Origin of the sequence: Kluyvera genomosp. 2, assembly GCF_036759865.1 — a bacterium.
Taxonomy (GTDB): Bacteria; Pseudomonadota; Gammaproteobacteria; order Enterobacterales; family Enterobacteriaceae; genus Kluyvera; species Kluyvera ascorbata_B.
On sequence record NZ_JAPKIA010000003.1, the window covers coordinates 238381 to 260416 of the forward strand.

General features: G+C 55.3%; 18 protein-coding genes. 5 read left to right on the forward strand and 13 right to left on the reverse strand.

What is annotated here, in order from left to right:
• Window positions 1-45: 45 nt before the first annotated feature.
• From V6942_RS04535 to V6942_RS04545, 3 genes are read right to left on the reverse strand one after another with little or no spacing between them, the layout of a single operon-like run.
• Window positions 46-1824, reverse strand: a complete 1779-nt coding sequence (locus tag V6942_RS04535; protein WP_333500854.1) for a SmdB family multidrug efflux ABC transporter permease/ATP-binding protein — start codon at window positions 1822-1824, stop codon at window positions 46-48.
• Window positions 1817-3592, reverse strand: coding sequence for a SmdA family multidrug ABC transporter permease/ATP-binding protein (locus tag V6942_RS04540; RefSeq protein ID WP_182965986.1), 1776 nt, complete (start codon window positions 3590-3592; stop codon window positions 1817-1819). Before V6942_RS04540 ends, V6942_RS04535 begins: the two co-directional genes overlap by 8 nt.
• Before the next feature lie 23 nt (window positions 3593-3615).
• Window positions 3616-4074 (reverse strand): Lrp/AsnC family transcriptional regulator, encoded by a 459-nt coding sequence (locus V6942_RS04545; RefSeq protein ID WP_106927961.1) that lies wholly within the window; start codon window positions 4072-4074, stop codon window positions 3616-3618.
• A 113-nt stretch (window positions 4075-4187) separates the two neighbouring features.
• On the opposite strand from V6942_RS04545, the gene V6942_RS04550 reads away from it, so the two are divergent.
• Window positions 4188-5240: a PLP-dependent cysteine synthase family protein gene (locus V6942_RS04550; RefSeq protein WP_219906271.1), complete on the forward strand. Its 1053-nt coding sequence runs from the start codon at window positions 4188-4190 to the stop codon at window positions 5238-5240.
• A gap of 46 nt (window positions 5241-5286) precedes the next feature.
• Here V6942_RS04550 and cof read toward each other — a convergent pair whose 3' ends face one another.
• Window positions 5287-6105 (reverse strand): HMP-PP phosphatase, encoded by an 819-nt coding sequence (gene cof, locus V6942_RS04555; RefSeq protein WP_182929383.1) that lies wholly within the window; start codon window positions 6103-6105, stop codon window positions 5287-5289.
• Window positions 6106-6204: 99 nt separating this feature from the next.
• On the opposite strand from cof, the gene V6942_RS04560 reads away from it, so the two are divergent.
• Both V6942_RS04560 and queC read left to right on the forward strand, forming a co-directional pair.
• Window positions 6205-7905 carry an SgrR family transcriptional regulator gene (locus V6942_RS04560; RefSeq protein WP_106927964.1) on the forward strand — a complete coding sequence of 567 codons (1701 nt, stop codon included), beginning with the start codon at window positions 6205-6207 and terminating at the stop codon, window positions 7903-7905.
• Window positions 7906-7972: 67 nt separating this feature from the next.
• The gene (gene queC, locus V6942_RS04565; protein ID WP_106927966.1) at window positions 7973-8668 is read left to right on the forward strand and encodes a 7-cyano-7-deazaguanine synthase QueC; all 696 of its coding nucleotides are present in this window, start codon (window positions 7973-7975) and stop codon (window positions 8666-8668) included.
• A 225-nt stretch (window positions 8669-8893) separates the two neighbouring features.
• Here queC and V6942_RS04570 read toward each other — a convergent pair whose 3' ends face one another.
• The 9 genes from V6942_RS04570 to bolA all read right to left on the reverse strand — a co-directional run bounded on the left by V6942_RS04570 (window position 8894) and on the right by bolA (window position 19262).
• A complete protein-coding gene (locus V6942_RS04570; protein WP_106927968.1) occupies window positions 8894-9292 on the reverse strand; it encodes a YbgC/FadM family acyl-CoA thioesterase in 399 nt (132 codons plus the stop codon).
• A gap of 110 nt (window positions 9293-9402) precedes the next feature.
• Window positions 9403-9780 carry a helix-hairpin-helix domain-containing protein gene (locus tag V6942_RS04575; RefSeq protein ID WP_182965988.1) on the reverse strand — a complete coding sequence of 126 codons (378 nt, stop codon included), beginning with the start codon at window positions 9778-9780 and terminating at the stop codon, window positions 9403-9405.
• 148 nt (window positions 9781-9928) lie between these two features.
• Window positions 9929-11803, reverse strand: a complete 1875-nt coding sequence (ppiD, locus tag V6942_RS04580; protein ID WP_333500855.1) for a peptidylprolyl isomerase — start codon at window positions 11801-11803, stop codon at window positions 9929-9931.
• Between the two features lie 213 nt (window positions 11804-12016).
• On the reverse strand, window positions 12017-12289 hold the full coding sequence (hupB, locus tag V6942_RS04585) for a nucleoid-associated protein HU-beta (RefSeq protein WP_035895161.1): 273 nt from the start codon (window positions 12287-12289) through the stop codon (window positions 12017-12019).
• A gap of 209 nt (window positions 12290-12498) precedes the next feature.
• The gene (lon, locus tag V6942_RS04590) at window positions 12499-14853 is read right to left on the reverse strand and encodes an endopeptidase La (protein ID WP_106927974.1); all 2355 of its coding nucleotides are present in this window, start codon (window positions 14851-14853) and stop codon (window positions 12499-12501) included.
• A gap of 183 nt (window positions 14854-15036) precedes the next feature.
• Entirely contained in the window at window positions 15037-16311 is a 1275-nt protein-coding gene (clpX, locus tag V6942_RS04595; protein WP_106927976.1) for an ATP-dependent protease ATP-binding subunit ClpX, read from the reverse strand.
• A 134-nt stretch (window positions 16312-16445) separates the two neighbouring features.
• Window positions 16446-17069, reverse strand: a complete 624-nt coding sequence (gene clpP / locus V6942_RS04600; protein ID WP_035894303.1) for an ATP-dependent Clp endopeptidase proteolytic subunit ClpP — start codon at window positions 17067-17069, stop codon at window positions 16446-16448.
• A 242-nt stretch (window positions 17070-17311) separates the two neighbouring features.
• Window positions 17312-18610, reverse strand: a complete 1299-nt coding sequence (gene tig, locus V6942_RS04605; RefSeq protein ID WP_106927978.1) for a trigger factor — start codon at window positions 18608-18610, stop codon at window positions 17312-17314.
• Window positions 18611-18944: 334 nt separating this feature from the next.
• Window positions 18945-19262 (reverse strand): transcriptional regulator BolA, encoded by a 318-nt coding sequence (gene bolA / locus V6942_RS04610; RefSeq protein ID WP_064547920.1) that lies wholly within the window; start codon window positions 19260-19262, stop codon window positions 18945-18947.
• Between the two features lie 297 nt (window positions 19263-19559).
• On the opposite strand from bolA, the gene V6942_RS04615 reads away from it, so the two are divergent.
• Both V6942_RS04615 and ampG read left to right on the forward strand, forming a co-directional pair.
• Window positions 19560-20138 (forward strand): lipoprotein, encoded by a 579-nt coding sequence (locus V6942_RS04615; RefSeq protein ID WP_106927982.1) that lies wholly within the window; start codon window positions 19560-19562, stop codon window positions 20136-20138.
• A 46-nt stretch (window positions 20139-20184) separates the two neighbouring features.
• Window positions 20185-21669 carry a muropeptide MFS transporter AmpG gene (gene ampG, locus V6942_RS04620; RefSeq protein WP_182929386.1) on the forward strand — a complete coding sequence of 495 codons (1485 nt, stop codon included), beginning with the start codon at window positions 20185-20187 and terminating at the stop codon, window positions 21667-21669.
• Window positions 21670-22036 lie beyond the last annotated feature (367 nt).

Below are 22036 nucleotides of genomic sequence, written 5' to 3' on the forward strand. Positions count from 1 at the left end.
GTGTCACAAATGCATTCTGTTAGAAAAATGCTTAACGCTGGTGCATCACGCGGTCAGCGCGTCATCCTGACCCGACGCCGCCAACTCTTCACCTGCCAACTGGAGTTGATACATCTGCCAGTAACGCCCTTTGGCTTCAAGCAGTTGCTGATGTGTCCCCTGCTCTACCGCCTGACCACGGTGCAGCACCATAATGGTGTCTGCCTCAACGATGGTCGACAGCCGGTGGGCAATCACCACCAGCGTCGTGTGCTGGCGCACTGCGGCCAGCGCCTGCTGAATCGCGCGCTCGGTGCCGGAGTCAATATTGGCGGTGGCCTCATCAAGAATCAGCACCTGCGGGGTATCAACCAACACGCGGGCCAGCGCCAACAGCTGCTTCTGACCAACCGACAGGTTATTGCCCTGCTCGCCCAGATGGGTATAGATGCCGTCGCTCATTTCACGCGCCAACGAGGCCAGCTGCACCGTTTCCAGCACCTGCCAGACCTGCGCTTCGCTGATGTCGCGCCCCAGCGTAACGTTGGCAAAAAAGGAGTCCGCCAGCACGACAGGATCCTGCTGCACCACGGCGATGCCCTGACGCAGCACCTGGTGACTGAGGCTGGGCAGCGGACGACCGCCAAGGCGAATTTCGCCGCTATTTGGCGGGTAGTAGCCCATCAGCAGGCTGGCCAGCGTGCTCTTCCCGCTGCCGGTATGCCCGACCAGCGCAACGAAGCTGCGCGCCGGAATCGACAGAGAGATATTTTGCAGCACCATTTTGTCATCGCGATAGGCGAACGACACATTATCAATATCAATATCGCCGCTGGTGAGTGGAGCAATATCGTCGCCGTACTGCTGGCGCGGGCGATCCATTAATTCAAAGACGCGCTCGCCGGCAACCACCGCCTGTTGCAGCATCGACTGCTGGGTCGTCAGCTCGATCAACGGCTCATTGAGCCGCCCAAGGTAGCTGATAAATGCGTACAGAACACCCACCTCGATGGAGCCCTGCGTGCTAAAGCCAAACAGCATCAGCAGCCCGCACAGAATCAGGGAGGAGAACAGACTGAGCAGCGGCCGCAGCAAGAAACCGTCCAGCCGCAGGGTTTGCATCCGCGCCAGATAGTGCGAGCGGCTAACCTCGCCGATACGTTCGCCAAAGCGCACCTGCTGACGGAACTGCTGGATCACGCTCATGCCGTTGATCACTTCATTAAAGCCATCGTTAATATCGGCCAGATAGGCGCGCACGCGGCGCACGATCGGCGTGCTGTAACGCTGGTAAATCACCATCACCGTCAATACTGCCGGGAAGATAGCGATCGCCACCAGCGCCATGCGCCAGTCAAGGCTAAACATCGCCACCAGCATGGCACCAATCAGCGCCGCGCTGCGCAGCACCGTAGCGACGACGGTCACGTACAGGTCACGGATCACTTCAGTGTCGTTGGTGACCCGCGAAATCAGTTGGCCGACCGGCTGAGTATCAAACTCGCTCAGGGGCTGTCGCAGCGCCGCATCCATGACGTCGCTGCGCAGCTGTTGCACCACGCCGACCGCCGCGCGGTTGAACAGCAGCGACTGGCTATAGTGCAGCGTGGCCGCCAGCAGCTGAAGGCCGACGTAGGCCGCCGCCAGCCCGGCCACCTTGCCCAAGGGCAGAATATCCTTCGCCACCATGTTGTCGATAAAGTAGCTTATCAACAACGGTCCGCTCACCTCCGCGGCGGCGGCGATCCATAACATGACGACCGCAATCGACAGCGGCCTGCGCCACGGCGAACCGTAGGCCAGCAGCCGCTTTAACGTAGGCCACAGTTGTCCGAAACTACGCATCTGCCACCTCCGGCTTTTCTTCTTCCGGCGCGTCATTCAGCGCGGCTTCCAGCTGTTGATAGCGGTACATGTCGCGATACCAGCCTGCCTGCGCCGCCAGTTGCTCATGCTGCCCGCGCTGCACGATATGCCCGTGCTGCATCACGATAATTTCACTGGCGTCGGTCAATGCCGAGAGGCGGTGGGCGCTGATAATGACCGTCCGCCCTTCGCCCCACTGGCGCAGATTATGCAAAATTTGATGCTCGGTACGGCCGTCAACCGCCGACAGCGAATCGTCGAGGATCAGGATTTCCGCATCCAGCAGCAGCGCACGTGCGATGGAAATACGCTGTTTCTGCCCGCCGGAGAGCATCACGCCGCGCTCGCCCACTTCCGTGTCATAGCCCTGCGGCAGACGCAGGATATCCTCATGCACGCAGGCAAGCTTCGCCGCACGTTCAATCTCTTCCTGCGTTGCGCTGGGGCACCCTAGCGCAATGTTGTTGGCTACAGTGTCAGAAAACAGGAACGGCGTCTGGCTAACGACCGCCAGGCGTCCGCGCCAGGCATCCAGCTGGAGCTGACGCAGCGGGATATCATGGAAGCAGATGTCGCCTTCGCTGACGTCGAAATGGCGCTGAATAAGCGACAATAGGGTCGATTTCCCCGCCCCCGTCGGCCCGCATATCCCCAGCATATTGCCCGGCCGCAGCGTGATGTTAACCTCTTCCAGCGCCGGTTTGTCGGTTTGCGGGTAGTAAAAACGATGAATTGCCAGCTCAAGCGCCCCGCGCCCCGCTGGTACCGGCTGAAAACCATCGTTCACTACCGGTGCCTCCGCCAGCAGAGTACGGATGCGGCTATAGGCGGCACTGCCGCGCTCAACGATGTTAAACATCCACGCCAGCGCCAGCATTGGCCAAATCATCAGGCCAAGGTACATCATAAAGCTGGTCAACTGACCAAGGGTCAGCTCACCCTGCATCACCATCCAGCTACCGCCGGCAATCGCCAGCAGGTTCGCCATGCCGATGGCGATATAAATCGTCGGATCAAAGCGGGCGTCGATGCGCGCCACGCGCATATTCTTCACCCCGGTATCTGCCGCGTCGGCCGCAAACTGCGCGGACTGGCGATCCTCAAGACCAAAGGCCTTAATCATGCGGATACTCGTCAGGCTCTCCTGGGTACGGTCATTCAGGCTGGAAAACGCTGCCTGCGCCACTTTGAAGCGTTCATGGAGCAGATTGCCATAGCGGTGGATAACCAGCGCCATAATAGGCATCGGCACCAGCGCCAGTAGCGTCAGCTGCCAGCTCAATTGGGTCGACATGACAATCAGCACCGCGCAGCCCATTACCAGCGAGTCCACCAGCGTCAGCACCCCTTCCCCGGCGGCGAAGACCACGCGGTCAACGTCGTTCGTCGCGCGGGCCATCAGGTCGCCGGTACGGTGGCGCAGATAAAACTCCGGATGCTGGCGGCTCAGCTGACGGTAAAAATCTTCACGCAGCTCAACGGCCAACTGGTAAGAGGCGCCAAACAGCAGCACGCGCCAGACGTAACGCAGCAGGTAAACCACCACGGCAATCAGGACCATAGTGCCTATCCACATCATCACCGTCCCGGCGCTGAAGTGGCGTTGCGTCACGCCGTCCACCACGATGCCCACCACTTTCGGCGGGATCAGCTGCAGAATGGCAATAATGATTAGCAGGGCCACGGCGCCGAGATAGCGACGCCATTCCCGACGGAAGTACCAGCTAAGTTGAGCAAATAATCGCACGCAGTAAAATTCCAGAGATAGAGTTATTCGATGGGAAGCGCTGTGGTGTATTTAATCTGTTCCATCGCAAAGCTTGAGGTGACGTCCGACAGTCCGGGGACGCGATTCACCAGGCTTTTATAAAAATCATCGTAGCGTTTCATGTCCGCAACCTGCACGCGCATCAGGTAATCATATTCCCCGGCCATGCGCCAGAAGCCAAGCACTTCAGGCATTTGCGTCACTTCGCTGACAAACAGGCTGTACCAGTCACTGCTGTGGTGCTGGGTTTTAATCAGCACAAACGCCGTCAGCCCTAATCCGAGCTTTTCCGCGTCGAGGAGCGCCACGCGCCCGAGCAGCACGCCGTCATCTTCCAGCCGTTTTAGCCGTTTCCAGCACGGCGTGGTGGTCAGATTAACGGCATCCGCTAACGCCTGCAAAGAGAGCGTGCAGTCATTTTGCAGCAGGGACAGCAGCTTGCGGTCAATTTTATCTAACATTTAACCCACCAGGAGAAAGTTTTTCTCTCTTCATCCTATTTTAAAGGCCAGATGGCAACAATTTTTTCTGCCGTTTTCGCTAAGCTGGGCACAAAATGACAAACGGAAAAATGATGATGAATAGCACCTGGGTCAAAAATGCGATAAGCGAAATTAACGCCGACTATCAACGCAGCGCCGATACGCACCTGATTCGTTTGTCGCTGCCCGCGTTCCCCGGCATTCAGCTGTACCTGAAAGACGAAAGCACCCACCCAACGGGTAGCCTGAAGCACCGGCTGGCGCGCTCGCTGTTCCTCTACGGGCTGTGCAACGGTTGGATTCAGGAAGGGACGACTATCATTGAATCCTCTTCGGGGTCAACGGCGGTTTCTGAAGCCTATTTCGCCCGCCTGCTGGGCCTGCCGTTTATTGCGGTTATGCCCGCCTGCACCGCGAAACGTAAAATCGAACAGATTGAGTTTTACGGCGGCCGCTGCCACTTCGTGAACAGCGCCTGCGAAATCTACGCCGCGTCGGAAACGCTGGCACGCGAGCTGAACGGCCATTATATGGATCAGTTTACCTACGCCGAACGCGCAACCGACTGGCGCGGTAACAACAACATCGCCGACAGCATCTTCCGCCAGATGTCCCATGAACCTCACCCGGTGCCGTCCTGGGTGGTGATGAGCGCCGGTACCGGCGGGACTTCCGCCACCATCGGTCGCTATATTCGCTGCCAGGGCTATGAAACGCAGCTGATGGTGGTCGATCCGGAAAATTCGGTGTTCCTCGACTACTGGCAAAACCGGGACGCCAGCCTGCGCGGCAGCATCGGCAGTAAAATTGAGGGGATCGGCCGCCCGCGCGTGGAACCGTCCTTTATTCCCGACGTGGTCGATAACATGCTGCGAGTGCCGGATGCCGCCAGCGTTGCCACCGCACACTGGCTGGAAACCCAGCTAGGCCGCAAGGTCGGAGCTTCAACCGGCACCAATATGTGGGGCGCATTACAGCTGGCCGCGCAGATGCGCACCGAAGGGAAAAGCGGTTCAATCGTCACGCTGCTGTGCGACAGCGGCGAGCGCTATCTCGACACCTATTACAACGCGCAATGGGTAGCGAACAATATTGGTGATACAACGCCGTGGCGCCGTGAGATTGAGCAACTGCTTGGCCAATAAAAAAAGCCAGGCATCATCAGATGCCTGGCTTGCTGGAAAGGTCTCTCTATTCGGGGGAATAAGGTAGATTTGGTGTATCCAGCCAATGAGTTAAATAGTGAGAAACCGCCTGGTTGTTGCAGTTTCCGATAACCGGCAGGTGAGGCAGTGCGGCTTTAAGCTGTCCCATCGCGTTCCCCATAATGACGCCACGGCCCACCAGCCCCAGCATCTCACGGTCGTTCATCGCATCGCCGAAGGCCATGCACTCTGCCATACTGACGCCAAGATGGTCGCTCAGCACCGTCAACGCCGCCCCTTTATTGCTACCGCGCGGCAGCACTTCCAGGCAATCCACCGCCGAGAAACAGATATCGGCGCGCTTATCCAGCGCGTCGGTTAACTGAATTCGCAGACGACAAAGATCGTCGTGATCGCCACAGAAACAAATTTTGGTGACCTGATGTGCCGGGATCCGTCGTAGATCGCGCAGCTGGTAGCGAAAACCGCTATAAACGTGCGCCACAAGAAGCTCAGGAATCTCCTGCCCGGTAAACCAGCCGCCGTCGTTAAACACATGCATACTGGCTTTCGTGTCCCAGTGTGAATGCAGCACCTGCTCAGCGACGTCCGGCGAAAGATCGCTGCGATACAGCACCTCGCCCTGCTGGTTATGAATACGCGTGCCGTTGCCGGTGATCAAAAAGGCGTTTAACGACAGCGTTTCCACCAGCGGGCGCATTTCCAGTACGTGACGGCCGGTGGCAAAAGTCAGGGTTATCTGGCGCTCACGCAGCCGCTTGAGTACCGCAACGGTTCTTTCCCCCATACGGTGATCCGGCATCAACAGTGTGCCATCCATATCAAACGCCGCCAGTCTTGCCATGATTTCTCTCGCTTGTGATCGCTCTCTCTTGTTAAGCAGTATCCGCTGGGATATACGGAAGTAATACTGAATACTTCATTTTTATTGTTCCGGGTTTCTATGCGACTGTTAAACCGTTTAAATCAATTCCAGCGCCTATGGCAGCCTTCGCAGGGTGAGGTTCAGCAGGTCACGATTGCCGAACTGGCTGCCCGCTGTTTTTGCAGCGAGCGCCACGTGCGCACGCTGCTGCGTCAGTCGCAGGAGGCCGGCTGGCTTAGCTGGCAGGCACAATCCGGGCGCGGCAAGCGCGGGCTACTGCGTTTTCACACCACGCCGGAGCAGCTGCGTAACGAGATGATGGAAACCGCACTTAACCGCGGCCAGCAGCACAACGCGCTGGAGCTGGCTCAGATCGCCCCCATCGAGCTGCGGGCGTTGCTGCATCCGTTTCTCGGCGGCCAGTGGCAGAACAATACGCCGACGCTGCGTATTCCCTATTATCGCCCGCTGGAGCCGTTGCATCCGGGTTTTCTCGCCGGGCGCGCCGAACAGCATCTGGCCGGGCAAATATACTCCGGCCTGACCCGCTTCAATCACGATGCGTCGCAGCCACGGGGAGATCTGGCACACCACTGGTCGGTGTCGGACGACGGGCTGTGCTGGCAGTTCTACATTCGCTCGACGCTGCACTGGCACAATGGCGATGTGGTAGAAACCGAGCAGCTTCGCCGTCGTCTGTTGATGCTCTTTGCGCTGCCTGAGCTGGCAAAACTGTTTGCCAGCGTGAAAGCCATTACGCAGACCCATCCGCAGTGTCTGAGTTTTACGCTCCACCGTCCGGACTACTGGCTGGCGCATCGGCTGGCGAGCTACTGTAGCGTTCTGGCGCATCCGGAAGATCCGGAGCAAGGTACCGGCCCATTTATGCTGAAGATCTTTGAGCCGGAGCTGGTGCGTATTGAAAGCCATCATCGTTATCATCTTGGCCATCCGCTGCTGCAGGCGATCGAATACTGGATCACTCCGCAGCTTTTTGAGCAGGGGCTTGGCACCAGCTGTCAACACCCGGTACAGATAGCCATCGGTAAGCCAGAGGAGCTGGGCGAACTGCGTCTGGTGAGCCACAGCATCAGTCTTGGGTTTTGCTACCTGGCGCTGCGGCAAAGCCCTCGGCTCAGCCGGGCACAGGCGCAGCGGGTGATTGCGCTGATTCACCGCTCCGGCCTGTTGCAAAGCCTGCCGCTTGGGGAAAATCTGATCACGCCGAGCGAGGAGATGTTGCCAGGTTGGGATATTCCACTGGCTCAGGAGGATCCCAACGTGCCGCTGCCAGCTCAGCTTACGCTGCTTTACCACCTCCCCGTGGAGCTGCATACCATGGCGGAAGAGCTGAAAATAGCGCTGGGACGGCTGGGCTGTGAGCTGACGTTGCTATTTTACGATGCCAAAAGCTGGACCGGCTGCCCTGATTTGCCGCAGGCCGATCTCTTTATGGGCGACCGGCTGATCGGTGAAATGCCGGAGTACGCGCTGGAGCAATGGCTGCGCTGCGACGCGCTCTGGCCGGCGTTGTTTACCGATGCACAGGCCGCACATCTTCAGTCGGCGCTGGACGATGCCCAAGCTCAGCCAGAGGATGACGAACGCATCGCCGCGCTAAAGCGTATTTTCACTCGGCTGATGGGAGATGCCATACTGACGCCATTGTTTAACTATCAGTATCAGGTCAGCGCGCCGCCTGGGGTAAACGGCATTCGCCTGAACGCCCGCGGCTGGTTTGATTTCAACGAAGCGTGGCTACCGCCTGCCACGCGGTGAAGAAGCTGGTCGCCGCGGCGCACAGGCGTTACCATAGCGGCTTTTAGAGTCACAGACAGGAAAAGCCATGAAACGTGCCGTTGTCGTCTTTAGCGGTGGACAAGACTCCACCACATGCCTGGTGCAGGCGTTGCATCAATATGATGAAGTTCACTGCGTCACGTTTGATTATGGCCAGCGCCACCGCGCCGAGATTGATGTGGCTCGCGAACTGGCGCTAACGTTGGGTGCCCGCGCACACAAGGTGCTCGACGTTACGCTCTTGAATGAGCTGGCGGTCAGCAGCCTGACCCGCGACAGCATCCCGGTGCCGGACTACGAGCCTAACGCCGACGGCATCCCAAACACCTTCGTCCCTGGACGTAATATTCTGTTCCTGACGCTCGCCGCTATTTACGCCTACCAGGTGAAGGCAGAAGCGGTTATCACCGGCGTGTGCGAGACCGACTTCTCCGGCTACCCGGACTGCCGCGACGAGTTTGTGAAGGCGCTGAACCACGCGGTAAGCCTGGGAATGGCGAAAGATATCCGTTTTGAAACGCCGCTGATGTGGCTGGATAAAGCGCAGACCTGGGCGCTGGCGGACTATTGGGGCAAGCTGGATCTGGTTCGCAGCGAAACGCTGACCTGCTACAACGGCATTAAGGGCGATGGCTGTGGCCACTGCGCGGCCTGTAGCCTGCGCGCTAACGGGTTGAACCATTATCTGGCGGATAAACCGGGCATTATGGCAACGATGAAGCAAAAGACGGGGCTTAAATAAGCCTGACGCGACGACCGGATAAGACCGCGCCGCCATCCGGCAACTGCGCCATACCGCCTGATGGCGCTTCGCTTATCAGGCCTACATGTTATTGCCCTTCACTTCCAGCAACGGCTGTGTTGTAGGCCGGATAAGGCAACGCCACCATCCGGCAACTGCACCGTGTCGCCTGATGGCGCTTCGCTTATCAGGCCTACATGTTATGCCGCCCCGAGCATCGGTGTATCACTCCACCATTGCTTCCAGGTGTTGGCGCAGCTCACCTTCCAGCGCCAGCGCCTTCTGCGTTTTCAGGTCAATACACACAAAGGTAATCAGCGCATCGGCGACAACCTGCCCTTCCGGATCCAGCGTAACCACCTGGCTGAGCACGCCGCTTTTGCCGTTTAGCTGCTCTACTTTACTGGTCACCGTGAGCACATCGCCCAATACCGCCGGACGGCGGTAGTTGATGTTGATATTCACCACCACGAAGGCGATGTGGTGCGCGCTCATCCACTGGAACCCTGCGCTATTTTCCAGCCCATCCCAACGAGCCTCTTCCAGAAACTCCAGATAGCGCGCGTTGTTAACATGCTGATAAACATCCAGGTGATAACCGCGAACTTTGATTTTCGTCTGCATAGCGCCATAGCCTTATTGTTTTAAATTATGAATAGAGTCAAAGGTCACACCACTGGTATGACCTCTTTAGTCTGGCAAATTTTCAGACGACTGCAAACCATCAAAGTAAATTAAAGCGTGAGGTGGGCCAGATTACGCTCAACCAGCGAGCTCCCCATACCCGGCACCTGCTTGAGGTCGTCCACCGTTTTGAAGGGGCCGTACTCTTCACGGTAGCTGACGATAGCCTGTGCTTTCTTCAGCCCCACGCCGTTCATCACCTGGGCGAGCGCTTCGGCTGACGCGGTATTAATACTGACCCGGGTGCCGTCCTCATCGGCCGCTTTCGTGGCCGGCGTGGCCTTCGCCTGTTCGCCGGAGGCGGCGCTGGCTTTACTCTGTTGCTGGGACGTTTTGGCCGCCACAGGCTGCGCGGCCTGCGCGCTAAAACTCATACCCAGGCAGGTCACGACCGCCGCAATAACACACATTTTGATTCCACGTTTCATGTTGATGTCTCCTTATGGTTGATGACCTGAGCACCATAACCAGCGGCAGAGCGACGCGCAAAAGGCAGATTTTAAATGTGGAAAAGGCCGCGAAAGCGGCCTTTGGTGTGTGCATCGCATTACAAATTTATGCGAGAAGCGTTCCGGATTATTGCTGCTGGTCGATGATATCACCGAGTTTAATCTTCGCGGATTTACGCAGGTTGTTCATCATCGCTTCAAACGCGATCTGCGCGTTGTTCTGCGTAATGCCCTGAACCATTGCTTTCTTCTGCGCTTCCGGCATTTCGCCTGCTTTCACTTCGTCGAGCGCCAGCAGTACCACGTTGCCCTGCATATCGTTGCCGATACCGTAGCTCGGTTTATCTTTCTGCGGCAGCGGCAGCGCAAAGGCCGCCTGGCTCAGCGGGTCCTGACCCGTGCGGCTCAGCGTTTTGCTTGCGCTAAAGCTCAGGCCAGCGGCTTTCATCGCATCGTCACCTTTACCGTCTTTCAGCGCTACCAGCAGTTTCTCAGCATCCATCTTCGCCTGCTGCGCTGCTTTGTTGTGCTTAACGATATCGGTCACCTGCGCTTTCACCTCGGCCAGCGGTTTCACCGTTTCCGCTTTGTGCTCGCTCACGCGCAGGACGAAGGCACGATCGCCATCAACGGTAATGATGTCGGAGTTGCTGCCCGGCATGCCGTTTTCACCCACCAGACCGCCGTTAAAGATAGCGTCGGAGACGGGCTTAAAGTTCAGCTCCGCCGGCAGATTATTGCGGTCAAACCAGCCGGTTTCTACGGCTTTCACGCCTGCGGCCTGTTCAGCACCGGCCAGAGAGTCGTTATCGTTGCTCGCCGCGTCGCTCACTTTCTGCTGCAGCGCATAGAACGCGTCGAGCGCTTTTTCCTGCTTCACTTTGTTAGCGATGTCATTATGAACATCGGCCAGCGGTTTGACTTTTGCCGGCTGCACATCGTCCAGACGCGCGACCAGGAAGCCCACGGAAGATTTGATCACCCCTGACAGCTGGCCTTTCTCTTTCAGACCGGCATTTTTCAGTTCGTCCGGCAGCGTGGAAGCTTCCAGCCAGCCCATATCGCCGCCGTTACGTGCGGAGATAATGTCGGTCGATTTCTCTTTTGCCAGCGCGGCAAAGTCGCCGCCGTTGTTCAGCGCATCAAGCACCGCTTTCGCATCGGCTTCGGTTTTCGTCTGAATCACGCTGTAGCGCTCGCGCTGCGGCTGGGTGAACTGATCCTGATGCTGATCGTAGTAAGACTGGATCTCGTCGTCAGAGACGTTCTGGCTCATCGCCGCAGCGTCCAGCTTAATGTAGCTGACGCGGAACTGCTCCGGTGCCACGAACTGACCTTTGTTCTGCTCGTAGTAGCTGGCAATTTCCTGATCGCTCACCTGCTGTTTCGCCGCCAGTGCGTTCACGTCAATCGTGGCTTCGCGCACCAGACGCTGCTGGGAAACCAGCGCCGCCAGTTGGTCGGTTTCGCCAGGCAGCATGAAGTCGGTACCGGCAACGGCATTAATCAGCTGCTGGGTGGTTAACTGGTTACGCAGCGCCTGCGCGTACTGGTCAGGGTTCATCCCCATTTGATTGATCAGTGCGCTGTAGCGAGTGTTGTCGAATTTGCCTTCGCTCTGGAACGCCGGGGTCGCAAAAATAGCGTTACGCACCTGCTCATCGCTGATGCCGAGGCCAAGGTCTTTGGCGTACTGGTCGAGCAGCGCTTCGTCGATCAGACGATTGAGCACCTGCTGACGCATGGTTTTGATGTAGTTTTCGTTGGCCGCCAGTTCAGAGAACTGATCGCCAAGCTGCTGCTGCATGCGATTACGTTCGCTGGCAACGGCATTTTCAAACTGGGCGCGACCAATTTCCTGGCCATTCACTTTCGCGGCAAAATTATTGCTACCGCCAATCAGGTAACCACTCACGCCGGTCAAGATGAACGACACGATAATGAGACCGAAAATGACTTTGATCACGACGCTGTTCGCTGCCGTGCGTAAATTGTCCATCATGGTGTAACAACACTCCGCTGTAGGTGACTTTTATATCTCGAGCAGCATAGCACGTGTGGCGGCTGCGCGTGAGGGCGTATTTTGACAAGAAACCGGGGCGGTTGTCAGCACACACCGCATATAAACACTTAAAAGTACGCATTAAGGCATAAAAAAAGGCACATCAGATGATGCGCCCTTGTACTTTTCCACATTCCCCTAGCGGGAAAGCGATCAGTTTACCGCGTCTTTCAGTGCTTTACCTGCACGGAATGCCGGAACTTTAGCGGCAGCAATAGTGATCTCTTTACCGGTCTGAGGGTTGCGGCCAGTACGGGCAGCACGCTCTTTAACCGCAAAGGTACCAAAGCCTACCAGCGCAACGTCATCCCCAGCTTGCAGAGATTCAGTAACAGAAGCAATTAAAGCATCTAACGCACGTCCAGCTGCAGCTTTGGAGATATCCGCGCCAGCAGCAATTTTGTCAATCAGTTGAGATTTGTTCACTGTTCTCTTCCTCTCTTTATTATTTATATCGCACCTGAATCCTTCACGGCGCAATCGCGGAGCAGTTATATCAGGACTCCCATGCCCTTACAACACCCGTTGTCGAAGACACACCTGCCAGCCGTCTAAATTAGCTAGACAAAAAAAGGCTGGCAAGTCAGTTTATGCTTGCCAGCCCGCTTTTTATTAACGCTCTTTGCGCGAGGTCACTATTTTGCCGTTACAACCTGCATTCCGCTGGGTTCGTTTTGCAGAGCAAGGGACAGAACTTCCTCAATTCGTTTCACCGGATGAATATCCAGATCCGCCAGAACGTTGTCCGGAATTTCTTCCAGATCGCGTTTGTTCTCATCAGGAATCAGAACAGTCTTAATACCGCCGCGGTGTGCTGCCAGCAGTTTTTCCTTCAGACCGCCGATCGGCAGCACCTGGCCACGCAGGGTAATTTCGCCCGTCATCGCCACGTCTGCACGCACCGGGTTGCCGGTCAGGCAGGAAACCAGCGCGGTACACATCGCGATACCGGCGCTCGGACCGTCTTTCGGCGTTGCCCCTTCCGGTACGTGAACGTGGATGTCGCGTTTTTCGTAGAAATCTGGATTGATGCCCAGTTTTTCCGCGCGCGCGCGCACTACGGTCAGCGCAGCCTGAATGGACTCCTGCATGACTTCCCCCAGGGAGCCGGTGTAGGTCAGCTTGCCTTTACCCGGGACGCAGGCGGTTTCGATAGTCAGCAGATCGCCGCCCACTTCCGTCCACGCCAGGCCGGTCACCTGACCCACGCGGTTTTCGTCATCGGCGCGGCCGTAGTCAAAGCGCTGAACGCCGAGGTAATCGTGCAGGTTATCGCCGTTAATCTCGATGTGCTTCAGCGCTTTATCCAGCAGCAGCTGTTTCACCGCTTTACGGCACAGTTTGGAGATTTCACGCTCCAGGCTACGCACGCCCGCTTCGCGGGTGTAATAGCGGATAATACCGACAATGGCGCTGTCATCAACCGTCAGTTCGCCTTTTTTCAGGGCGTTACGTTCAATCTGCTTCGGCAGCAGGTGACGTTTAGCGATGTTCAGCTTCTCATCTTCGGTATAGCCAGACAGACGAATCACTTCCATACGGTCCAGCAGCGGTGCCGGAATATTCATGGAGTTCGAGGTCGCAACAAACATTACGTCGCTGAGATCGTAGTCCACTTCCAGGTAGTGGTCGCTGAACGCCACGTTCTGCTCAGGATCCAGCACTTCAAGCAGTGCAGAAGCAGGATCGCCGCGCATGTCGGAGGACATCTTGTCGATCTCATCAAGCAGGAACAGCGGGTTTTTCACGCCCACTTTGGCCATCTTCTGAATCAGTTTGCCCGGCATCGAACCAATATAGGTACGACGGTGGCCGCGGATTTCCGCTTCATCACGCACGCCGCCCAGCGCCATACGGATGTATTTGCGCCCGGTCGCCTTCGCGATGGACTGACCCAGAGAGGTTTTACCCACCCCCGGCGGCCCAACCAGACACAGGATCGGCCCCTTGATTTTGTTCACTCGGCTTTGAACCGCAAGATACTCAAGGATGCGATCTTTCACGCGTTCCAGACCATAATGGTCGGTATCAAGGATTTCCTGCGCCTGGCGAAGGTCTTTTTTGACCTTGCTACGCGCATTCCACGGTACCTGCACCATCCAGTCGATATAGCCACGAACCACGGTCGCTTCAGCTGACATCGGCGACATCATTTTCAGTTTTTGCAGTTCGGCTTCGGTTTTCTCTTTCGCCTCTTTCGGCATTTTCGCCGCGTCGATCTTACGCTTCAGCGCTTCGTTCTCGTCCGGCGCGTCGTCCATCTCGCCGAGCTCTTTCTGAATGGCTTTCATTTGCTCGTTCAGATAGTACTCGCGCTGAGATTTCTCCATCTGCTTTTTCACGCGGTTGCGAATACGTTTCTCAACCTGCAGCAGATCGATTTCCGACTCCATCATCGCCATCAGATATTCCAGGCGTTCGTTGATGTCGGACATCTCGAGGACGGACTGTTTATCCGCCAGCTTCAGCGGCATATGCGCGGCAATGGTATCCGCCAGGCGCGCCGGATCGTCGATGCTGTTCAGCGACGTCAGCACTTCCGGTGGAATTTTTTTGTTCAGCTTGATATAGCCTTCAAACTGACCGATTGCCGTACGCACCAGCACTTCCTGCTCGCGCTCTTCAATCGCCGGCGACTCCAGGTACTCGGCCTTCGCCGAGAAGTGTTCGCCGTTGTCAGACAGCGCGCTGATACGCGCACGCTGAAGGCCTTCAACCAGTACTTTGACCGTACCGTCAGGCAGTTTCAGCATTTGCAAAATAGAGGCCACGGTCCCGACGGTGAAAAGATCGTTTACACCCGGCTCATCCGTTGAAGCGTCTTTCTGGGCGACCAGCATGATTTTTTTATCATGATCCATGGCCGCTTCCAGACAACGGATAGATTTTTCCCGCCCTACAAATAAGGGAATGACCATGTGCGGATAAACCACCACATCGCGCAACGGCAATACGGGGATTTCAATGCGTTCAGAACGCTCAGGATTCATAGAGCTCTCTCTTAGTTTAGTGTCCGCCAGGTAAGCTGGTCATGCGACTGTGCTTCACACAACCATTAACATGTAACCAGTATATGGGGATGTATTCCACACATTCAACGCCATGAATACGGAAAAATAAAAGGGGAGATAAAATCCCCCCTTTTTGATTAACTGATTGTATGAACTGGTGAATTATTCGCCAGATGCCTGCTGCGCTTCCGGCTTGCCGTAGATAAGCAGCGGTTCGCCCTGGCCAGCAATGACCGACTCGTCGATGACCACTTTCTCAACGTCTTCCATGGAAGGCAGATCGTACATGGTTTCGAGCAGCGCAGCTTCCACGATGGAACGCAAACCACGCGCGCCGGTTTTACGCGCCATGGCTTTCTTGGCAATCGCATCCAGCGCTTCGTCGCGGAATTCCAGATCCACACCTTCGAGGTTGAACAGCGCCTGATACTGCTTAGTCAGGGCGTTTTTCGGCTCTTTGAGGATCTGAATCAGCGCTTCTTCGCTGAGCTCAGTCAGCGTTGCCACGACCGGCAGACGACCAATGAACTCAGGGATCAGACCAAATTTGATCAGATCTTCTGGCTCAACCTGGGTCAGCAGTTCGCCTTCGCTGGCTTTGTCGGATTTTGCTTTTACCGTTGCGCCGAAACCAATGCCGGAGCCAGTTTCAACACGGTTAGCAATGACTTTATCCAGACCCGCAAATGCACCACCGCAGATAAACAGGATCTTCGAGGTATCAACCTGCAGGAACTCCTGCTGCGGATGTTTACGGCCACCCTGCGGCGGTACGGCTGCCACAGTGCCTTCAATCAGCTTCAGCAGCGCCTGCTGTACGCCTTCGCCGGACACGTCACGGGTAATTGACGGGTTATCGGACTTACGGGAAATCTTGTCGATTTCATCGATGTAAACAATACCGCGCTGTGCTTTCTGTACGTCGTAATCGCACTTCTGCAGCAGCTTCTGAATAATGTTTTCAACGTCTTCCCCCACGTAACCCGCTTCGGTCAGCGTGGTGGCATCGGCCATCGTGAACGGTACGTCCAGCAGACGGGCCAGCGTTTCGGCCAGCAGCGTTTTACCGGAACCGGTCGGGCCGATCAGCAGAATGTTACTTTTGCCGAGCTCAACGCCGTTGTTGGTATCACCATTGCGCAGACGTTTGTAGTGGTTATAAACCGCAACGGCCAGCACCTTTTTCGCCTGTTCCTGACCGATAACGTAGTCATCTAAGTGATGACGAATTTCATGTGGCGTCGGCAGAGCACTGCGTTCGCGATGCGGCGCCACTTCTTTAATCTCTTCGCGAATGATGTCGTTACATAAGTCGACACATTCGTCGCAGATATACACGGATGGGCCGGCGATGAGCTTACGCACTTCGTGCTGGCTTTTGCCGCAAAAAGAGCAGTACAACAGTTTGCCCGAGCCATCTTTGCGTTTATCTGTCATGAGTCAAAACCTCTTTTTAAGTTCTTTGTGCCGCATATGACGACGCAAATGCCATTCTTTAGCGCAAGCTGCTACGCAAGCGTTGTGCCGCCTCTAGTAGTATATACCCTGCGACGGCACGTGCGGTCATGACATTAGTTACGCTGACTCAGGATTGAGTCAACTAAGCCATACTCAACAGCTTCAGAAGCGGACAGGAAACGGTCACGCTCGGTGTCGCTTTCAATCTGCTCCAGAGACTTACCGGTATGGTGCGCCATAAGCTCATTCATGCGTCCTTTCACCTTCAGGATCTCACGGGCGTGGATTTCGATGTCCGTCGCCTGGCCCTGATAACCGCCCAGCGGTTGGTGAATCATCACGCGGGAGTTCGGCAAGCAGAAGCGCTTACCTTTTGCGCCTGCTGTCAGCAGGAACGCCCCCATTGACGCCGCTTGCCCCATACAGATGGTGCTGACGTCTGGCTTGATGAACTGCATGGTGTCATAAATGGACATCCCTGCTGTGATCACGCCGCCTGGGGAGTTGATATACAGGTAAATGTCTTTTTCCGGGTTTTCCGCTTCCAGAAACAGCATTTGCGCCACAATCAGGTTCGCCATGTGGTCTTCCACCTGGCCGGTCAAAAAGATGACGCGCTCTTTAAGCAGACGGGAGTAGATATCAAAAGAACGTTCGCCACGGGAGGTCTGTTCGATGACCATTGGCACCAGGGCCATGTGGGGTGCAAAGTTATCTCTTTCGCCACTGTATGACATATCCGTCTCCTGGATAAAAAATAAAATAGCCACAACATTCAGATTATAGCGATGCGGCGAGTGATTCGTTCCCCCAGTAATGGGTACGATCTTACCCTATTTCAAGCATAACAATATTTTGTTGTTACGCTAACACCCAAACGGCGTTTTATCACGTCAGCTTTCGCTATCGCTGCAATAAAAAAAAACCCGTTACCAAAAGGCAACGGGTTTTTCTCAAAACAGTAAACCGGAAAGCGAAATTACGCCTGCTGATTCATCAGTTCATTGAAGGAAGTTGCTTTTTCAGTCACTTTCGCTTTTTCCAGAACCGCTTCAACAGCCTGTTCTTCCAGAGCGACACTGCGCATGTTTTCCATCAGCTCTTTGTTTTTGCTGTAGAATTCAATAACTTCTTTCGGATCTTCGTAGGCAGAAGCCATTTCTTCGATCAGGGTAGCTACGCGTGCTTCGTCAGCTTTCAGCTCGTGGGTACGAATCACTTCGCCCAGCAGCAGGCCAACCACAACGCGGCGTTTTGCCTGCTCTTCGAACAGTTCACGCGGCAGTTCCATCGCTTGCTGCTGGTTACCACCGAAACGCTGTGCAGCCTGACGGCGCAGCACATCGATTTCGCTGTCGATCAGCGCAGCCGGAACGTCGATTTCGTTCGCTTTCACCAGGCCTTCAATTGCCTGAGATTTAACGCGGTTACGTACCGCGCCTTTCAGCTCGCGTTCCATGTTTTTACGCACTTCAGCGCGCAGGCCTTCAACGGTGCCGTCTTCAACGCCGAAACGTTTGATGAATTCAGCCGTCAGTTCCGGCAGCTCACGCTCTTCAACTTTCTTCAGGGTAATCGCAAATTTAGCCGCTTTACCTTTCAGATTTTCTGCGTGGTATTCTTCCGGGAAGGTCACGTCGATGGTGAATTCTTCGCCCGCTTTGTGGCCTTTGATACCGTCTTCAAAGCCCGGGATCATACGACCCTGGCCCATCGCCAGTACGAAATCGGTCGCTTTGCCGCCTTCGAACTCTTCGCCGTCTACGGAACCGATGAAGTCAACGGTTACGCGGTCTTCAGCGTCAACAGCGCCGTCTTTGTCTTTCCAGTTAGCCTGCTGTTTACGCAGGGTGTCCAGCATGCCGTCAACGTCGGCTTCGGTCACTTCAACAACCGGTTTTTCGACTTCGATTGCGTCCAGGCCTTTCAGCTCAACTTCCGGATACACTTCGAATTCTACGGCGTAGGTGAAGTCTTCGCCCAGTTTGTATTCGCCCGGAACATAGTTCGGTGCGCCAGCCGGGTTAATTTTTTCTTTGATGATCGCGTCAACGAAGTGACGGCTCATCAGGTCACCCAGCACGTCCTGACGCACGGAAGCGCCATAACGCTGAGCAACAACATTCATCGGTACTTTACCTTTACGGAAACCGTCAATGCGTACTTTTTTCGCTACGTTGACCAGCTCGCTTTTTACAGCGGTCTCGATGCTGTCAGCAGCGATAGTAATCGTTACACGGCGGCCAAGGCCCTGAGTGGTTTCAACTGAAACTTGCATCTTGTTACCTCAAAAAAATCACAGTGCTCGGTCAACTCTGAATCATGCCTTGCAGTACTGGGACGTTCTCTTTTAATCAGAAACCATTCCCTGTAGCCAGAATCATCCCGAAGACATTCCGAAAAATAAGACGCAGCATTATAGCGGCATCACTTTTATGAGTCGAGAACGGTTATCACGCGTTGCTGCGGCATTTTTCACAATTCCCGGCTAATTTTTGTCTGAATACTGTCTTTGGCGCGCAAAATTCAGACAAAACAAAACGGCCCGCAGGCCGTTTTCTCATAATCTGTACGCAACATACTGGAAAAGTTCCGCGTTGCAAATGCCTTTTCTACGCGATAGTGCCCGCGCCGCGACACGGCGGCGAAGCAAATACGGTATCCTGCAAACCTTCCCACTCTTTCCGCGTGTAAGTGTGTAGTGCCAGAGCATGTACGGTCGAGGCAAACTCCTCTGTTAGGGTGCCATAAATCATTCGGTGGCGATTAAGGAAACGCTCTCCGGTGAATCGATCGCTGACTAACACAACTTTAAAGTGGCTCTCAGAGCCTGCCGGTACGTTGTGGCGGTAGCTTTCATCGACAACTTCCAGGAACACAGGATCAAACGCTGCCCTTAATTTTTCTTCGATTTGTTCACGCATCATCATGATATTACTCCTCCGACAACGTTAAGATGCCGCCTATCCCTTTAAATGTTAGCCGCTTTTACTGACTCCATTACACAAAGGCAACAAAAAATTAGCGTTCGCGCCATTTTATTTGTCAAGTAGATGAAGTTAACGTCTTTTACAATCCGTTCTCATCTGAAATCCTGGCGCAAACTGTCACGCGGTGCAGAAAAGCACCAACACGATGAAATTACATGCGTTGCCTACTTCCCCTGACCGTTGGCGATGTTATGATGACGGGAATTTTCAGTAAACAATGCGTTTGAGAACCCTAACATGTTAAAAAAAATCCTCTTCCCACTGGTAGCACTGTTTATGTTGGCCGGGTGCGCAACGCCGCCGACGACCGTTGACGTCTCACCGAAAATCACGCTGCCTTCCCAGGATCCTAGCCTGATGGGCGTCACCGTCAGCATCAACGGCGCCGATCAGCGCCAGGATCAGGCGCTGGCAAAAGTCACCCGTAACAACCAACTGGTCACCCTGACCGCTTCACGCGACCTGCGCTTCCTGATGCAAGAAGTGCTGGAAAAACAAATGACCGCGCGCGGCTATATGATTGGCCCGAACGGCGCAGCAAACCTGCAGATCATCGTTAACCAGCTGTATGCTGACGTTTCTCAGGGTAACGTGCGTTACAACATCAATACCAAAGCCGATATCGCCATCATCGCGACCGCCGCTAACGGTAATAAGATGACCAAAAACTACCGTTCAAACTACTCTGTTGAAGGCGCGTTCCAGGCCTCTAACCAGAATATCGCCAATACCGTGGATAGCGTTCTGGGTGACACCATTGCCGATATGGCACAGGACACCGCCATTCACGATTTCATTAAACAAAACGCACGCTAATCCCGTCTCAGACCCGGCGCTTCGCCGGGTCTGAACGTATATACCTATGTCTGGTCACTATCTACGCATTTTTCAGCAACCCAAATCAGCCATTCTGCTGATTCTTGGCTTTGCCTCCGGCTTACCGCTTGCCCTGACCTCAGGGACGCTTCAGGCGTGGATGACGGTCGAGAATATCGATCTGAAAACCATCGGCTTCTTCTCGCTGGTCGGCCAGGCCTACGTCTTTAAGTTTCTGTGGTCGCCGGTGATGGACCGCTACACGCCGCCGTTCCTCGGCCGCCGTCGCGGCTGGCTGTTGACCACCCAATGCCTACTGCTGATTGCCATTGCGGCAATGGGCTTCCTTGAGCCCGCCTCGCAGCTGCGCTGGATGGCGGCGCTGGCGGTCATTATCGCCTTCTGTTCCGCGTCGCAGGATATCGTCTTCGACGCCTGGAAAACCGACGTACTGCCTGCCGAAGAGCGCGGTGCCGGAGCAGCCATCAGCGTGCTGGGGTATCGCCTGGGGATGCTGGTTTCCGGCGGTTTAGCGCTGTGGCTTGCCGATAAATGGCTGGGCTGGCAGGGTATGTACTGGCTGATGGCAGCGCTGCTCGTTCCCTGCATTATCGCCACCCTGCTGGCGCCGGAACCCAGCGATGTTATCCCGGTGCCGAAAAGCCTTGAACAGGCGGTCGTGGCGCCGCTGAAAGATTTCTTTGGCCGTAACAACGCGTGGCTGATTCTGCTGCTTATCGTCATGTACAAACTCGGCGATGCCTTCGCCATGAGCCTGACCACCACCTTCCTGATTCGCGGCGTCGGATTTGATGCCGGGCAGGTCGGGATGGTCAATAAGACTCTCGGTCTGTTTGCGACCATCATCGGCGCGCTGTACGGCGGCGTACTGATGCAGCGCCTGACGCTGTTTCGCGCGCTGCTGATTTTTGGCATTCTGCAGGGGGTTTCCAACGCGGGCTACTGGATGCTGTCGGTTACCGACAAGCACCTCTACTCCATGGCGGCGGCGGTATTCTTTGAAAACCTGTGCGGCGGTATGGGAACGGCGGCGTTCGTCGCGCTGCTGATGACGCTGTGCAACAAATCCTTTTCCGCCACCCAGTTTGCCCTGCTGTCGGCGCTGTCGGCCGTTGGACGGGTCTATGTAGGCCCGATTGCCGGCTGGTTTGTCGAAGCCCACGGCTGGCCAACGTTCTATCTTTTCTCCGTCATCGCCGCGGTGCCGGGCATATTGCTGCTGTTAATCTGCCGCCGGACGCTGGAGTACACCCAGCAGACTGAGCAATTTATGCCGCGCGTATCCTACAGCGGCGGCTATCGTCTGGCGCTGCGTCTGCTCCTGGCTGGGGTCGCCCTGCTAGGCATCTGGCTGCTGCTGCTGATTAGCGATGCGCTTCATCTCTTTGCCGTAGCATGGTCCGGCACGTTGCTCGAAGCCGGGGTGCTCATTGCATTTATCGGTATCGTCTTTGGTTGCCTGCTGGACTATCTGGCACTGAGGAAAACGCCCGTTTCACTCACTCAGTAAAAAATGCGGCATATCCGATGTAATCACGATGCGTAATAATAACTCACGCATCGTATATATCTTTTTTTATTTGCGCTTTTGTGCGCTTTAGAATTCTGGAAATTACTGGAACGTTTAAGGTATGCTTTATTTCATTAACCGATTCAGCACCAGACCAATTAAATTTTCGTTTTTTAATTGTCTTTTATTTGATGATTAATTGTTAATTATTTGTATATTTTTAGCAATGGTTATACCAATTGCCATCCCAACCCCTTCCCCATACCCTCTTTCGTTATAACGCCCGTCTGATGGGCTTCCCGCTCGGAAAATAGACATATTTAGCAACATCTGTGACAGGCACGGCAGAACCCAGTAACACATAACT

Bases quoted from the DNA above. Each gene is read 5' to 3' on its own strand.
- V6942_RS04535 (WP_333500854.1), bottom strand. From the start codon at position 1,824: ATGCGTAGTTTCGGACAACTGTGGCCTACGTTAAAGCGGCTGCTGGCC.
- V6942_RS04545 (WP_106927961.1), bottom strand. From the start codon at position 4,074: ATGTTAGATAAAATTGACCGCAAGCTGCTGTCCCTGCTGCAAAATGAC.
- V6942_RS04550 (WP_219906271.1), top strand. From the start codon at position 4,188: ATGATGAATAGCACCTGGGTCAAAAATGCGATAAGCGAAATTAACGCC.
- cof (WP_182929383.1), bottom strand. From the start codon at position 6,105: ATGGCAAGACTGGCGGCGTTTGATATGGATGGCACACTGTTGATGCCG.
- V6942_RS04560 (WP_106927964.1), top strand. From the start codon at position 6,205: ATGCGACTGTTAAACCGTTTAAATCAATTCCAGCGCCTATGGCAGCCT.
- queC (WP_106927966.1), top strand. From the start codon at position 7,973: ATGAAACGTGCCGTTGTCGTCTTTAGCGGTGGACAAGACTCCACCACA.
- V6942_RS04570 (WP_106927968.1), bottom strand. From the start codon at position 9,292: ATGCAGACGAAAATCAAAGTTCGCGGTTATCACCTGGATGTTTATCAG.
- V6942_RS04575 (WP_182965988.1), bottom strand. From the start codon at position 9,780: ATGAAACGTGGAATCAAAATGTGTGTTATTGCGGCGGTCGTGACCTGC.
- ppiD (WP_333500855.1), bottom strand. From the start codon at position 11,803: ATGATGGACAATTTACGCACGGCAGCGAACAGCGTCGTGATCAAAGTC.
- lon (WP_106927974.1), bottom strand. From the start codon at position 14,853: ATGAATCCTGAGCGTTCTGAACGCATTGAAATCCCCGTATTGCCGTTG.
- clpX (WP_106927976.1), bottom strand. From the start codon at position 16,311: ATGACAGATAAACGCAAAGATGGCTCGGGCAAACTGTTGTACTGCTCT.
- clpP (WP_035894303.1), bottom strand. From the start codon at position 17,069: ATGTCATACAGTGGCGAAAGAGATAACTTTGCACCCCACATGGCCCTG.
- tig (WP_106927978.1), bottom strand. From the start codon at position 18,610: ATGCAAGTTTCAGTTGAAACCACTCAGGGCCTTGGCCGCCGTGTAACG.
- bolA (WP_064547920.1), bottom strand. From the start codon at position 19,262: ATGATGATGCGTGAACAAATCGAAGAAAAATTAAGGGCAGCGTTTGAT.
- V6942_RS04615 (WP_106927982.1), top strand. From the start codon at position 19,560: ATGTTAAAAAAAATCCTCTTCCCACTGGTAGCACTGTTTATGTTGGCC.
- ampG (WP_182929386.1), top strand. From the start codon at position 20,185: ATGTCTGGTCACTATCTACGCATTTTTCAGCAACCCAAATCAGCCATT.